The sequence below is a fragment of the Campylobacter concisus genome (assembly GCF_002913765.1).
Lineage (GTDB): Bacteria > Campylobacterota > Campylobacteria > Campylobacterales > Campylobacteraceae > Campylobacter_A > Campylobacter_A concisus_BB.
Genome location: NZ_PPCH01000007.1, coordinates 24,183 through 38,529, shown reverse-complemented (window position 1 = coordinate 38,529; position 14,347 = coordinate 24,183). Strand labels below are relative to the sequence as shown.

Sequence of the window (14,347 nt, the reverse complement as noted above, 5' to 3'; positions counted from 1 at the left end):
ATGCAAACCATAAGCAGCTTAGATATTAAAATTTTTAAAGGCTTTTGGTGGGCCATTTTTTTACTCTCTTACGAGATCGCAACTACACAGTTTGGCTTCTTGCCGCCACTTATTGGCATCTTTTTTACATATATGATTTTGGAGTATTCAAGAAAGCAAAAGCAGTATGATGAGTTTAAGCCCTCATGGTATTTTTCACTCGTTTTCTTGGTCTTTGCCGAGCAAATTCATGGCTTTTATCTCTTCTCAACGATCATTGCATTTTTGCTATTTTACAACTTCGTGCTAGACTGGCTCTATACGACGATGAAGTGGCGAAACTGCCTGCTCATCATCTTTGTCGCCTCTGGCTATGTGCTAACTTTTCTTGTAAATAACCTTTTTGCCTACGTCTTAAACGAGCCAAATTTGACTTTTAGTGCAGAGTATCTCTTTTTTATAGCGCTTGAAAGTGTGCTTGCTATCGTGCTTTTTAGGGACAAAGTGCTATGAGGATGCGTATCGTTTTTGGCGTGATCGCTCTTTTTTGGATCATGCTTTTGGGTCGGATTTACCACCTAAGTGTCAATTCAAACACCTACTACAACGAGATCGCCGAGCAAAATGCGATAAAAACTATCTACATCCCGCCAGTTAGAGGCATCATCTTTGATGCACATGACAAGCCTATGGCGGTCAATCGCCTTGGCTTTTCTATCTATGTAAAGCCACACCTTAGCGCAAACAAAAAGGTAAAAATTTTAGACGATGAGCTAGCCTATATTGGCTCGCTATTTGGCGATCTAAATGTCACCAAGCTTAAAAATGAATATATAAAAAACGACTCAGCCTATAACCAAGACTTCATAAACGTGGTCGAATTTGTTGATTATGATAAATTTTTGCCATTTTTTGCGCCTCTTTCTCTGCGTGAAAATTTAGAGATAAGACCCGCATCAAAACGCCACTATCCATACAACGACCTAGCTTCTCACATCATCGGCTACGTCGGCAGGGCAAACCAAAAAGATATGGAAAACGACCCTTTGACAAAGCTTACAAACTATATCGGTAGAAGCGGTGTTGAGCGCTTTTATAACCCTATCTTGCAAGGAATTCAAGGTTTTAAAAAGATCAAGGTAAATGCGCTAAATGAGGAGATCGAGCAGGTGAGCTATCAAGCGCCACAAAGTCAAAACATAAAGCTTGCCGTCGATCTTGAGCTTCAGCAGTTTGTCGCTGACGTCTTTGGTAAGGATGCAGGAAGCGTCATAGTTATGAGCTTAAAAGATGGCGCCATCATCGCAGCAGGAAGCTTTCCTGAGTATGATCTAAATCCTTTTGTGCTTGGAATTTCTCAGGCTGAGTGGGAAGAACTTGTAAAAAACGTCGATCACCCATTTACAAATAAGCTGATAAACGGCCTCTATCCGCCAGGATCTGTCGTAAAAATGGGTATGGCGCTTGCTTTTTTGGACAATGGCATGAGCAAATATGATAGCTTTTTTTGCAGTGGCTCGTATGAGCTTGGAGGGCGTAAATTTCGCTGCTGGAACTCGCATGGTCATGGCACAGTTAATATGAACACGGCCATTAGAGAGAGTTGCGATGACTATTTTTACAAGGGTAGTCAAAAGATCGGCATAGACGCCATTGTGCCGATACTTGAGCGCATGGGCTTTGGTAGAAAAACAGAGGTTGATTTGCCAAATGAATTTGTGGGGACGCTGCCAAGCAGGGAGTGGAAGATGAGGAAGTATGGCAAGGCGTGGTTTCAAGGCGAAACGCTCATCACCTCTATCGGACAGGGAAATTTTCTAGTCACGCCTATGCAGGTGGCTAAATACACAGCAGGCCTTGCAACTGGGCTAAATGTGACGCCACATTTTTTAAAGAGCATCGATGGTAAGGATGTTGATTTTACGCCAACAGATGATGCTTTTACGCCGTTTGAGAAGTCACAGCTACCTGCCATAAGGCATGCGATGTATGAGGTGGCAAATCACCCAAGAGGCACGGCAAATAGGCACTTTGTGGGAAGCCTCGTAAAGGTTGCGGCAAAGACTGGAACAGCTCAGGTCGTTGGCATCTCGCAAACTGAAAAGAAACGTATGAAAGAGGAGGATATGGCGTATCTGCAAAGATCTCACGCGTGGATGACGACCTATGCGCCTTTTGAGGACCCACAATATGTCATAACGATGGTTGTCGAGCACGGCGGTCACGGCGGTAGCGCTGCTGGACCAAAAATCTCTCAAATTTATAACAAGCTAGTTGAAATGGGATATATAAAGCTAGATAAAGTCCAGACTGAGAAAGATAAAAAACAATAAATTCTATCACTAAAAAAATACTAAATATGTCTGTATGTATTTGTTTGCTCGCAAAACGTGAAATAGTTCTTGAAAGATAAAAAATATAATTAATGATTAGCTATCTTATGGGTGACATGTATTCTTAATTTTGATATTAATTAAAATGAATATTTAAATTTGTAATGAAGTAATTAAAAGCAGTTTTAGAAATTTTAGCCCAAAATAGGGCTAAAATTTATGGATTATAGACCTTCAAAAGGATTTGAAGCTACGTCTTTGCGATCAACTATGTAAGGTATGATAGCTGCGTGGCGAGCTCTCTTGATCGCTTTTTCTACCATCTCTTGGTATCTTTTTGATGTGCCAGTTAGGCGTCTTGGCATGATTTTAAATCTCTCTGACAAGCAATACTTCAAAAGTGAAGTATCTTTGTAGTCTATAAAATCAATCTTTGCTTCTGTAAATTTGCAATATTTGCGTGAATATTTTCTTTTTTCTGCCATTTTTTATCCTTTAAAATTAAAACGGTATTTCTTCATTGTTGAAGCTATCAGCATCAACGTCTATATCAGGAACTTCTGAATAACTCTCTTGCTTTCTTTGCGGTGCAGCTTGTGGTCTAGTTTCTTGTTGGCGGTTATATTGGTTATTTTGATATCCGCCTTGTTGTCCGTAACCACCGCTATTTTGGCTATTCATAGAGTATCCGCCTTGTTGCGTTTGGTTATTTGAGCCAAGCATCTCCATGCTCTCAACGGCGATAGAGTGTTTTGAGCGATTTTGTCCGTTATTGTCGGTCCACTGATCAAATTTGAGTCTTCCTTCGATAAGCAGCTTCGATCCCTTGTTGAGATATTGGTTTGCTATCTCTGCACTCTTGCCAAAAAATGATATATCAATAAAGCAAGTCTCATCTCTTCTTTCCCCATTTGAGGTGATTTTGCGTGTCACAGCTATACTAGAATTTCCTATGGCAACGCCGCTAGTAGTATATCTAAGCTCTATATCTCTGGTTAAATTTCCAACTAATACTACTTTATTGAACATTTTTTATCCTTGATTATTCTTCTGTAAATGTTTGCTCGTCTACTTTTTCAGCTCTTGGCTCGCGTGGTGCTCTTGGCTCGCGAGGTTCTTTTTTTATAGTTTGCTTGATACCTTTGCAAAGTCTTTCCCAAGCTGCGATTTCGCGTTTGTTTTCATATTTAACGCTTAAAAATCTTATGATATCTTCTGTGATCCTTACGTTTCTTGTAAGCTCTGCAAGAAGTGCTGGTGGAGCTTTGTAGTAGATAACAAAATATGTTCCACGCTCATATTTTTTGATGGTATAAGCTAGCTTTCTAGTGCCCATCTCAACGACAGTAGCGATCTCGCCGCCGTTTTTTGTTATGACTTCTTTTACGAAATCAACCTTAGCTTTAACTTCCTCTTCCGTCAATGTCGGCTTAAGAATAAATAAAAGCTCGTAATGTTTCATTTTTTCTCCTTATGGATATTTAGCTCACTTTGTGAGCAAGGATTTTGCATTAAGCAAGGGTGGATTTTAGCTTAAATTTACTTAATATTTGCTGTTGATATTAGGTGCTGCAGATTTAAAATGGTTGATAAAACGAAAATTTCTTTATCCATTTTTGTATTTGTTTTTAGCTCTAGCTCGGCTAAATTTAGCGTTTTAAAGATCTCTAAATAGGCATTTAAACTTAGCTTTAAGCTATTTGCTTTTAGTAAATTTGCCACATTTACAGGCGGCTGATAGCCGATCGCTTCATCTAAATTTAAGCGGCCATTTATCTTGATATAAGAGTAAATTTTAAACAGCCTAAAAAATGCCTTATAAAGTGAGTTTAGAAGTAAAATTTCATTAAAATTTGGATCTTCTAAGTAGGTAAAAAAGTCGTTTTTTATATCTTTTAGAGCCATAAATTTATTGAAAAAGTCATCAAAATTTATCCCGCCAAGTCCAAAAACAAGCCTTTTTACATCATCTTGTTCGATGTGAGTGTTTAGGCTCTTTAGTTTTGTTAGCTCGCTTGCTGCAAGGTATAAATTTTCATTATGCGTAAAGTAAAGCTCATAAAGTGCGTTTTTGGTTATGTTTAGGCCTATCTTAGCTGAGCTTTTGGCTAGTAAATTTATAGCTTCATCTGGGTTTGAGGGCTTAAAAAATCTAGCAAAATTTGTCCCAAATGCCTTTTGCGTATCAAAAACTAGCTTCATATCGGCCTCATAAAGCTCAAATAAAAAGTAGTTGTCCTGGCTCTTTGAACAAAGTGAGATGAGCTCTTTTAGCTCTTTTGCTGGGATCTTTTTGTCGCTTTTTATATAGAGGATATTTTTGCCGCCAAAAAGCGACTGCTCGCTTAGGTGAGAGCTAGCTTGCGCGTAGTTGTATTCGTCAAAATAAAGGCTTAATAAATTTGCATCTTCGCTTGCATAAAAGCTCAAAATTTCCTTGCCAAAAAGCTCGATCTGAAACTCGTCCGCGCCAAAAAGCAAGAAGTAGTTGCTTAAATTTGCATTTGCTAAATTTAGCTCCAAATCCTTTCTATACATCGATCTTTCTTGCCACTTTTGCAAAAATTTTAGCGCTCGCGATGTCAGCCTCTGTGATCTTTACGACAAGCTTTTGAAGTAAATTTGCGCTGTATCCAGTGATGAAAATCCTAGCTCCAACAAAGTAATCATCAAGCTTAGCGACCAAAACATTTTGGTTTTCGCTCACGTAGCAGCGCACATCTTTGCCGATATTTGCGGCTGCCCAGCGTGCAAATTTCCTATCCATAAAGTCGTAGGCCACCTTGTCGGCCTCTCTTTCAAGCTCGCTTAAGGTTGCACATGTGCTTTGGATGTTTAAAAGTAAGAAATTATAAAGCTTATCATCTTTTGAAATTTTAGCCTTTAAAAGTCTGTGTAAAATAAGATCAGAATAGCGTCTAATAGGGCTTGTAAAGTGCGTGTATCTATCAAATCCAAGCCCAAAGTGGCCCAAATTTTCGCTTGAGTATTCAGCCTTTTTTTGAGACTTGATGATGAGCTTGTCTATCTCCTCACGGTTGCCCATTTCATCGGCCTTTGCTTGGATCTTTCTTATCAAATTTGCAAGGTCACTCTCGTAGGTAAAGTCAAGCCCCAAAAGCTGCAAGTCCTCAAGCAAGGTATCTATCTTTTTAAAATCAGGCGATGCGTGGTTTCTAAAAACGCCCTTTGTGATGAGCTTTGCAGCAGCTTTGTTTGCTAAAAGCATGCAGTCCTCAACAAGTCTGTGCGAGTCGGAGTCGCTTTCAAACCTAGTTTGTGAAATTTGACCCTCTTCATCAAGGCTCATTCTAAGCTCTTTTGTCCTAAAGTCAAATGCGTGCAAAAGCCTTTTTTTGCGAAGCTTTGTGGTGAGTTTAAAAAGTGGCTTGATCCATGAAATTTCACACTCTCTTTTGCCTTCTAAAATTTCATCGATCTCATCGTAGTTAAAGCGCCTTTTTGAAAGGATGATAGCTTCAAAAAGCTCCTCTTTTTTTACCTCGTTGTTTGCATTGAGTGAAATTTTAAAACAAAATGCAAGGCGCGGTACGTCTGGCTTTAGTGAGCAGATATTTTCACTAAGCGCTCGTGGCAACATCGGCACTGAAATGTGCGGGAAGTAGATAGAAAAGCCTCTTTTTTTAGCCTCGCTATCAATGGCGCTATACGCGGTCACATACTCGCTTACATCGGCGATTGCAACATAAATTTCACGCTTTTTTTCATCAAAATATATGGCATCGTCAAAGTCTTTGGCATCGACTGGATCGATCGTGCAAAACTCTAAATTTCTTAGATCAACCCTGTTTGGATACATGCTAGCATCGACTTCATCGCCAAATGCCTTTGCTTCAAGCTCGCAAGCCTCGCTAAATTTATCATTTTTATTATAAATAGCAAGCGAAATTTTCTCATCGCTTAGCGGATCTTCTAAATTTCCTAAAACCTCGACTATTTCGTTGTTTAGGTTGTTTATCTTTAGTAGCGTCCCAAGCGGGAGCATCTTTAGGCTTTTTTGAGTTGCCTTTAGGGTTGTGCTTAGCCCTGTTTTTAAATTTACCCCTAAAATTGCCGCCCCAAAGCGTTTTGTATAGACCACGCTTGTCTCATTTGCAAGCTTTAGACTCATCACTATCTTAGCGCTTTGGCGTTTTTTCTTAAGCGGCAAAAGCTTTGCTAACACGATATCGCCAAGGTGAGAGTTGTTTAAATTTTTATTTTCGACGATGATATCTTGTTTGAAGCGCTTGTCAAATGGCATGATAAAGCCAGTCGCGTTTTGGCTGATGTCTAGCTTGCCGCAGACATAGCCGTTGTTTAGGTAAAATTTATCTTTATGTAAGCTTACGGCACCAAGGTTTAGGAGATTACGTAAGATCTCTTTATCTTCGTTTGATATCTCTTTTTCTTTGATGCCAACGAGAAGTGATGTTAAAAATTCTTTCACAAATTGTCTTTGACTTTGCTAACAGCCATTAAAAATGTATCTCTCTCAAAGCCATATTCGTTTATAAGAAGTGTTGCGTTATTTACGCTCACATCATCAAGCTGGTTAAAGATATTAACCGCTGTTTTTACTACTTTTAGTGCTCTTGCGTACTCTTTTATATGATCAGGTGCTTCTTCTGGAGTGTTTGAGTAGAGGATAGAATTTCCAAGCTCGATCTCTAAATTCCACTGCTCAAAAATTTTAGCTGTAACCTCTTCGTTTGTGATGTCTAAAATTTCAGACTCTAAAAGCGCAAGATCATAGGTAGATGAAATTTGTTTTAACTTTGTTTTAAACTCGGCAACTTGGTTATTTTCTGTGAGCTCATGTGCTAAAACTATCTTGCCAACTTCAAGCATAAATGAAGCAGGAGAGAGAATTTCTAGATTTTTAGGTTTTATCTTTGAGTACCAGTGGTACATCAAAGCATTTTGCATGATTGAGATATTTAAAAAATCTTGTGCGGTAATGTCATACGGCTCTAAATTTATAGAAAAGGTCTTTTTAATAGCACTTGATAGCGCAAAACCGCGGATAGTAGCCATGCCAAAAAGTGAAATGGCTCTTGCGATAGTTGTGATCTCTTGAGAAAAACCGTAAAGTGGTGAGTTTGCTGAACGTAAGATATTTGCTGTTAGCATAGGGTCTTTTTCGACCACTTTTGTGAGATCATTTATCGAGCTATTTTCGTCAGCATGTAGGCGCTGGATCTGTATGACAGTGTCGTCTAGTGGCGGAAGCGCTTTGATTTTTTTAAAAATTGATTCATTCATGTAAAGTGACTCTTTTGGTTAAAAATTTTGTCACATTATAGCAAAAAGCTGCAGCATAAAACTTAAAGATACTTTTTTGCTCTTTTTCAGCAACGTTTTTGTTGCTAAAATGTATAATTTCGCCAAATTTTAACAATAGGAGAAACAATGGCTATAAATGTTTATTATGATAAAGACTGTGATTTAAGCCTTATTCAGAGTAAAAAAGTAGCGATTATTGGCTTTGGCTCACAAGGTCACGCACACGCTGAAAATTTAAGAGACAATGGTGTAAGCGTCGTAATCGGTCTTGCAAAAGGCGGCAAAAGCTGGGCAAAAGCTGAGGCTAAAGGCTTTGAAGTAAAAACAGTTAGCGAAGCTACAAAAGGCGCTGATGTGATCATGATCCTAACACCAGATGAGCTTCAAGCTGAAATTTATAAAAACGAGATCGAGCCAAATTTAAAAGATCACGCTGCTATCGCATTTGGACATGGTTTTAATGTTCATTTTGGACAGATCAAAGCTCCAGCAAACATAGACGTCATTATGATCGCTCCAAAAGCCCCAGGACACACAGTTAGAAGCGAATTTGTAAGAGGTGGCGGCATACCTGATCTTATCGCTGTTGAGCAAAATGCAAGTGGAAAGGCAAAAGAGATCGCTCTAAGCTATGCTTGCGGTATAGGCGGCGGTAGAACTGGCATCATTGAGACAACATTTAAAGATGAAACTGAAACAGATTTATTTGGCGAGCAAGCTGTGCTTTGCGGTGGTCTTTGCGCACTTGTAAATGCTGGATTTGATACGCTTGTAGAGGCTGGATATGAGCCTGAGATGGCGTATTTTGAGTGCTTGCACGAGCTAAAACTGATCGTTGATCTAATGTATCAAGGCGGCATGGCTGATATGCGCTACTCTATCTCAAACACAGCTGAATACGGCGACTACGTAAGTGGCATAAGGGTAGTTGGCGAAGAGAGTAGAAAGGCTATGAAAGAAGTTTTAAGAGAAATTCAAAATGGTAAATTTGCAAAAGACTTCATCCTAGAGAGAAAAGCAGGATATGTTAGAATGAACGCTGAGCGCGGTATAGCTGAGAGAAGCTTGCTAAATAAAACTGGCAAAAAACTTCGCGCAATGATGCCTTGGATAACTAACGGCAAACTTATAGATCAAAGCAAAAACTAAGCCTTGAGCGAAAAAAAGACTACAAAGAAGCGTCCTGCAAAAAAGAGTGCAGGTCGCTCTCATAATAAAATTTTCTTTGGTATCGGCGTCATCGCTGCTATTTTGATAGTAGCACTCATCGCAGCTCTTAGCATCAAAAACAAAGATGTTGAGCAGATAAGCAAAGTAAATGAGCCAAAAAGCGAGAAGCAAATTTCAAAAAAAGCTGAGCAAAAAGTCGCTAGCAAAGATAAAAAACAAGAGTATGAGAAGAGAAAATATCCTCTAAAATTTGATGAAGATGAAAATTTAAGTAAAATTTTTACCGACCCTAAACATAAAAGCGAACTTGCTCTAAAGCCAAAAACTGAGCCAAAAGAGCAAAAAAAGATAACTCCTGAGATAAAAACTGAAGTAAAAGTAGAAACTAAAAAAGAAGAGCCAAAAAAAGAGCAAAACGATACGAAAAATCTACTTGCAAATTTATATAAAAATATGCAAAGTAGCGTAGATGCAAGCTCTGAAACAAAGAGTGAAGAAAAGCCAGAATTAAAGGTTGAGCAAGTAATAGAGCCATTTTATGCAGGCAAAACAGAGACAAAAACAGAGCAAAACAAAAGCGCTGAAGCAAATTTAAGCGTAAAAGAAAATTTAAAGCATAGTGAAATTTTAAAACCAGAGCCTACTAAAAAAAGTGAGGTTGAGCCTAGCAAAAAAGATAAGAAGCAAATTTATAGCGAAAAACCGCAAAAAGAGAGCGCGAAAAAAGATGACTTTGCAGTTGTGCCATTTACTCCAAATAGCAGTGTAAAAGGGCGTGCTAAGCTAGTGCTAATAATCGATGATGTGGCGACATTTGAGCACGCTAGCATGGTAAAATCAATCGGTCTAAAGATAACGCCGTCCATTTTCCCAGCGACAAAAACCCATCCAGATACGCCAAACATCGCTAGGTCGTTTGAGTTTTATATGATACATCTGCCGATGCAAGCAAAGCACTTTGATAGTCCAGAGATAGGCACGCTCACAGTAAATGAGAGCTTTGAGAGTATGCTTGAGAAGATAAAAAAGATACGCAAAGACTTCCCGCGTGCAAAATATACAAACAATCACACTGGATCACGATTTACCAGTGATTATGACGCGATGGACAAGGCTTATAAAGCACTGATAGAGCAGGGTTTTATCTTCGTTGATAGCAAAACTATCGCTCAAACTGCGGTGGCAAGGGCTGCGAAAAAGTATAATCAGCCTTACATTTCAAGAGATATATTTTTAGATGATGATCCATCGGCTAGTGCGGTTAGGCGAGAGCTTGTAGCTGCTGTAAATTTAGCCAAAAAAAGAGGTTACGCGATCGCCATCGGACATCCAAAGAAAAATACGATCGCAGTGATAAAAGCTAGTAAAAACAACATCTTAAAAGATGTAGAAGTTGTTTATCTAAAAGATATTTTATGAAGCTTGAAATCATCCCAGAGGCGCTAAATAGGCTAAAAAATCCCCCAAAAAAGCTAAATTTCATAGGCGACACTTCGCTTCTTAGCATGCCAAAAGTTGCAGTTGTTGGCTCAAGAAAGGCAAGCGTTTATACAAAAGAGTGTGTCACGGCACTTTGCGCAGCACTAAAAAGCGCAAATGTCTGCGTGGTAAGTGGTGGGGCTATCGGCGTGGATATCACGGCGCACAAGGCTGCCATGCCACGAACTATCGGCGTTTTTGCAAATGGACTTGACATCATCTATCCAGCGCAAAATAAAGCAGCGATAAGAGAAATTTATGAAAAAGGCTTGGCTCTAAGTGAGTATGACGAGGGCGAGCCACCGATCGCTTATAGATTTTTAGAGAGAAACCGCATAGTTGTGGGGCTTGCGCAAGCTCTTGTGGTCGCACAAGCTGATCTAAGAAGTGGCTCGATGCAAAGTGCGAGGCTTGCAAATGAGCTTAAAATCCCTCTCTTTGTCCTGCCTCAGCGCATAAATGAGAGTAGTGGGACAAATGCCTTACTGGCTAGCAAAAAGGCCGAGCTTATCGATGATTACGTTAAATTTGCCTCACTTTTTGGCGAGGTAAAAGTGCAAGAAAAAGTTGATGATGAGATCTTGAAATTTTGTAAAAATGGCGTTAGCCTTGATGAAGCATTGGCTAAATTTGGCGAGATCATCTATGAGTATGAGCTTGACGGGCTAGTTGAAATTTCAAATTTAAGAGTAATAAGCGCGCTATGAGAGAGAAATTTATGGCGATCGATGTTGGACTAAAGCGCATAGGGCTTGCTTTTGGCTTTGGAGAGGTCGTGACGCCTCTTGAGCCAGTTCTCAGAAAAAACAGAAACCAAGCCGCAAGAGATGTGAGCCAAAAAGTAAATGAATACGCTCCAAACACGCTAGTGGTGGGCATGCCGATCGGTGGTAGTAGCGAGGATGAGATGAGAAGGCGCATAGAGCACTTTGTCTCGCTTCTTGACGTGCAGGCTAATATCGTCTATCAAGACGAGGCCTTTAGTAGCAGCGAGGCAAGTGAAATTTACACAAACACAAAGCGAGATGGCAGGCTCGATAGCGTCTCAGCCACTATCATCTTAAAGAGATATCTAAAAATTTTATAAATTTCTAGCCACTATCCCCAAAGTCTCGTGCAAGCTATCGCTAGTAAATGGCTGCCTAAGCGTAGTCATCTTCTCGCTTTTAATGCTTTTGGCTTCATCCTTGCTGATGATGACGATGTAGAAATTCTTAAGCTTTTGATAAGTTAGCATCTCATCAAGCCTTGCTTTGTCGCTTAGATACTCCTTTTGCACGAAGATGATGTCTGGCTTAAAAATGGCATCTTTTATGTGTAAATTTAAACTCTCAAAGCTCTTTTGTTTGCTGAGCTTTAGCCCCGTAAAGCTTAGCTCATGACTGAGCGTTAAAAATAAATTTTCATCATCGCAAGCTATTATCGCATTTTTGCCTAGAAGGCTTGCTATCTCGACGCTTTGCCTTTTAAATGTCCCACTTTTTGGTAGTGGTACGCTTATGCTTATATTAAAGCCGTCCTCTGCTTTGCTCATCTTGGCATTTAGCTCTTTTAATAGCTCGCCAGCTTCTTTTACTAGCTTCTCATTTGGCTTTTGCGGGCATGAAGTACATCTTATATGTATGTCAAAATGCACCAAACTTAGGCTATAGCTTACTAGAGTAAAGGATATGAGTAATTTTGAGTTGCTAACGCTATTTAGGTAAAATTTGCTTAAATTTTTGATCGCGCCTATTAGCTTGTGTGCTTCAAAGCTTAGATAGCGTGGATAGTTTGGGTTGTAGTTAAAGACGATGGCGTTCTTTCCAGCCGCTGCGTCCTTAAAAAGTGCCTCTAAAAAAAGCTCCATTTGCGCGACAAAATCGACATTTTTCATATCACAAGCATCCCATCGCCATAAGAGTAAAATCTATACTTTTCACTAACCGCCGTTTCGTAAATCCTCATCGTCTCTTTAAGCCCTATGAAGCTAGTAACTAGCATGATCAGCGTTGATTTTGGTAGGTGAAAATTTGTTAAAAGGTAGTTTTGTCTGATAGGTCTATTGTTTAGATTTAAAAATAGCTTGCAAAAGCCGCTTGGCTGCTTGCTTCTAGCAAACTCTTCAACGCATCTAGTAACCGTCGTGCCAACGCCAAGGATGGGCTTATCTGAGTTTATGATCTCTTGAGCTTTTTTGCTTAGCTCATAAAACTCAGAGTGCATTTTATGGTCATTTATGTTTTGGCACTCCACGCCCTTAAATGTCCCAGCGCCCACGTGAAGCGTGATGTAGGCGACCTCGTGCTTTGCCTTTATCTGCTCTAGCATCTGCTCGCTAAAGTGCAGGCTAGCTGTCGGAGCCGCAACTGCGCCGCTATTTTTGGCAAATATGCTCTGATACCAGCTCTCATCGTCCTTTGTATCAGCCCTTTTGATATATGGAGGGAGTGGGACGTGACCGATCTTTTCTAGCTCGCTAAAAAGTCGCGCCGTATCTAAAATAACGCCATCTTTGGTGAAATTTACCACCCTTGAGCCATCATCATTTAGATCAAGCACATTTACCTTTATGCTATCAGCGAAATTTAAAACGCTACCAACACTTACTCTGCCTCTTATATAGACGCTAAATTTATTATCATTAAGCGGTTGATTTAGCATCACTTCGCATGCGCCGCCACTTTGTTTGTGCCCTAAAATGCGGGCTTTAACCACCTTTGTATTGTTAAAAATGACCGCCGCGTCCTCTGGGATGAGGCTGGCTAGATCTTTAAATTTATAGTGCTTTATCTCTTTTGTTTTTTTAAGATAAACAAGCAGTCTCGCCTCTTCTTTGGGCAAAACCGGCTCTTTTGCGATGAGCTCGTTAGGTAAAAAGTAGTCGTAGCTTGAGATATCGTTTATATCACTCATCGCCTGCGTCGCTGTTAGTGTCGCTATCTTCTTCATCATCATCGTCGCTTTTGCCAGCTCTTTTGGCTACGATGATAGAAATTCCATAAAGTCCGATGAGTGGCAGTGCCATTAAAATTTGACTTATAACATCTGGCGGTGTGACGATGGCTGCGAAGATGAAGATGACGACTACCGCGTATCTGAAGTAGTCTTTTAGCATCTTGTCATCGACAAGGCCGATCTTTGCTAAGAAAAATGTAATGACTGGCAGCTCAAATGAAATTCCAAAGCCGATTAGTAGCTTTGTAAAAAAGCCCACGTACTCGCCGATACTTGGCAGTGCCGTAAAGAGCTGACCGCCAAAATTTACCAAAAATGTAAAGCCAAGCGGGATGACCACGTAGTAGCAAAACGCCGCCCCACACGCAAACATAAATGAAGCAGAGAGGACAAATGGGATCACATATTTTTTTTCATTATCGTAAAGTCCAGGTGCGACAAATAGCCAAAACTGCCAAAAAATGATAGGCAAAGCAAGCACCAAACCAGCAAAAAAGGCGACCTTCATCGCTGTGAAAAATGGCTCTTGGATCTGTGTGAAGATGATATTTGAGCCAGCTGGCAAGACCTGCTTTAGCGGCTCGCTCATCCATGCAAGCAGTGGATTCCAAAATGTAAAACAGATGCCAAAACAGACAAAAACGCTTACTATGCTTATAAAAAGCCTCTTTCTAAGTTCGATCAAATGGGGTCTTAGCTCTTCAAACATCACGCCTCTTTTTTATCGTTTAAGATCGCATCTTTAACTAAATTTGTTGGATTTTGTATATTTTCTACCGTTTTTTTCGTGTCGCTTACGACGTTTTGTATGCTCTCAGTGACGTCGTTTGCGCTTTTTTTGATCTCGTCAAGCTCTTCAAAAGTGAGCTTTTTTCGCACGCTTTGAGCGCTTTGGGTTATGCTCTCTTTGTACTTTTGAGCGTCCTCTTTTAGCTCTGCTATCTTCATCTCTTGATCAAAAGTTGATTTTGCGTCGTTTATGCCTTTTTTAAACATCTTTAGAAATTTGGCGATCTGCACCATAGCGCTTGGCAGCTTGTCAGGGCCCAAAACTAGCACGGCGATCACGGCTATGACCAAGATCTCAGAAAAACTCATTCCAAACATTTTTGCCTCTGTTAAATTTTATTTAAGCTTTGTATTTTATCTTGACTTTGCTCAAA

At 39.9% G+C, this 14,347-nt stretch carries 16 protein-coding genes; 6 read left to right on the top strand and 10 right to left on the bottom strand.

The window, feature by feature from the left end; all coding sequences use genetic code 11:
* Together CYO89_RS00830 and mrdA are read left to right on the top strand one after the other, a co-directional pair.
* Complete coding sequence (locus CYO89_RS00830; RefSeq protein ID WP_009294180.1) at positions 1-492, top strand: hypothetical protein; 492 nt, start codon at positions 1-3, stop codon at positions 490-492.
* Positions 489-2,312: a penicillin-binding protein 2 gene (gene mrdA / locus CYO89_RS00825; RefSeq protein WP_087580959.1), complete on the top strand. Its 1,824-nt coding sequence runs from the start codon at positions 489-491 to the stop codon at positions 2,310-2,312. Before CYO89_RS00830 ends, mrdA begins: the two co-directional genes overlap by 4 nt.
* A gap of 224 nt (positions 2,313-2,536) precedes the next feature.
* Here the strand turns inward: mrdA and rpsR are convergent, their stop codons facing one another.
* The 6 genes from rpsR to CYO89_RS00795 all read right to left on the bottom strand — a co-directional run bounded on the left by rpsR (position 2,537) and on the right by CYO89_RS00795 (position 7,577).
* A complete protein-coding gene (gene rpsR / locus CYO89_RS00820) occupies positions 2,537-2,797 on the bottom strand; it encodes a 30S ribosomal protein S18 (protein WP_087582546.1) in 261 nt (86 codons plus the stop codon).
* A gap of 16 nt (positions 2,798-2,813) precedes the next feature.
* The gene (locus tag CYO89_RS00815) at positions 2,814-3,341 is read right to left on the bottom strand and encodes a single-stranded DNA-binding protein (RefSeq protein WP_012140073.1); all 528 of its coding nucleotides are present in this window, start codon (positions 3,339-3,341) and stop codon (positions 2,814-2,816) included.
* A 13-nt stretch (positions 3,342-3,354) separates the two neighbouring features.
* Positions 3,355-3,774 carry a 30S ribosomal protein S6 gene (gene rpsF, locus CYO89_RS00810; RefSeq protein ID WP_004317779.1) on the bottom strand — a complete coding sequence of 140 codons (420 nt, stop codon included), beginning with the start codon at positions 3,772-3,774 and terminating at the stop codon, positions 3,355-3,357.
* A 77-nt stretch (positions 3,775-3,851) separates the two neighbouring features.
* Complete coding sequence (gene holA, locus CYO89_RS00805; protein WP_103596796.1) at positions 3,852-4,850, bottom strand: DNA polymerase III subunit delta; 999 nt, start codon at positions 4,848-4,850, stop codon at positions 3,852-3,854.
* Positions 4,843-6,762 carry an RNB domain-containing ribonuclease gene (locus tag CYO89_RS00800; RefSeq protein WP_103596795.1) on the bottom strand — a complete coding sequence of 640 codons (1,920 nt, stop codon included), beginning with the start codon at positions 6,760-6,762 and terminating at the stop codon, positions 4,843-4,845. Before CYO89_RS00800 ends, holA begins: the two co-directional genes overlap by 8 nt.
* The gene (locus CYO89_RS00795; protein WP_012140069.1) at positions 6,759-7,577 is read right to left on the bottom strand and encodes an HDOD domain-containing protein; all 819 of its coding nucleotides are present in this window, start codon (positions 7,575-7,577) and stop codon (positions 6,759-6,761) included. Before CYO89_RS00795 ends, CYO89_RS00800 begins: the two co-directional genes overlap by 4 nt.
* A gap of 147 nt (positions 7,578-7,724) precedes the next feature.
* On the opposite strand from CYO89_RS00795, the gene ilvC reads away from it, so the two are divergent.
* Genes ilvC through ruvX form a run of 4 tightly spaced genes read left to right on the top strand, consistent with a single transcriptional unit; the run spans position 7,725 to position 11,334 of the window.
* Positions 7,725-8,747 carry a ketol-acid reductoisomerase gene (gene ilvC, locus CYO89_RS00790; RefSeq protein WP_103596794.1) on the top strand — a complete coding sequence of 341 codons (1,023 nt, stop codon included), beginning with the start codon at positions 7,725-7,727 and terminating at the stop codon, positions 8,745-8,747.
* Positions 8,748-8,750: 3 nt separating this feature from the next.
* Entirely contained in the window at positions 8,751-10,187 is a 1,437-nt protein-coding gene (locus CYO89_RS00785; protein WP_103596793.1) for a divergent polysaccharide deacetylase family protein, read from the top strand.
* Positions 10,184-10,954: a DNA-processing protein DprA gene (gene dprA, locus CYO89_RS00780; RefSeq protein ID WP_103596792.1), complete on the top strand. Its 771-nt coding sequence runs from the start codon at positions 10,184-10,186 to the stop codon at positions 10,952-10,954. Before CYO89_RS00785 ends, dprA begins: the two co-directional genes overlap by 4 nt.
* A complete protein-coding gene (gene ruvX / locus CYO89_RS00775) occupies positions 10,951-11,334 on the top strand; it encodes a Holliday junction resolvase RuvX (protein WP_103596791.1) in 384 nt (127 codons plus the stop codon). The genes dprA and ruvX overlap by 4 nt, the downstream gene beginning before the upstream one ends.
* Here ruvX and CYO89_RS00770 read toward each other — a convergent pair.
* The 4 genes from CYO89_RS00770 to tatB are packed head-to-tail and all read right to left on the bottom strand — an operon-like array spanning position 11,329 to position 14,291.
* Positions 11,329-12,123 (bottom strand): hypothetical protein, encoded by a 795-nt coding sequence (locus tag CYO89_RS00770; RefSeq protein WP_103596790.1) that lies wholly within the window; start codon positions 12,121-12,123, stop codon positions 11,329-11,331. The two genes, ruvX and CYO89_RS00770, sit on opposite strands and share 6 nt — an antisense overlap.
* Positions 12,120-13,142: a tRNA preQ1(34) S-adenosylmethionine ribosyltransferase-isomerase QueA gene (gene queA / locus CYO89_RS00765; RefSeq protein WP_103596990.1), complete on the bottom strand. Its 1,023-nt coding sequence runs from the start codon at positions 13,140-13,142 to the stop codon at positions 12,120-12,122. The genes CYO89_RS00770 and queA overlap by 4 nt, the downstream gene beginning before the upstream one ends.
* A complete protein-coding gene (gene tatC / locus CYO89_RS00760) occupies positions 13,135-13,893 on the bottom strand; it encodes a twin-arginine translocase subunit TatC (RefSeq protein ID WP_103596789.1) in 759 nt (252 codons plus the stop codon). Before tatC ends, queA begins: the two co-directional genes overlap by 8 nt.
* On the bottom strand, positions 13,893-14,291 hold the full coding sequence (gene tatB / locus CYO89_RS00755; RefSeq protein WP_103596788.1) for a Sec-independent protein translocase protein TatB: 399 nt from the start codon (positions 14,289-14,291) through the stop codon (positions 13,893-13,895). The genes tatC and tatB overlap by 1 nt, the downstream gene beginning before the upstream one ends.
* Positions 14,292-14,347 lie beyond the last annotated feature (56 nt).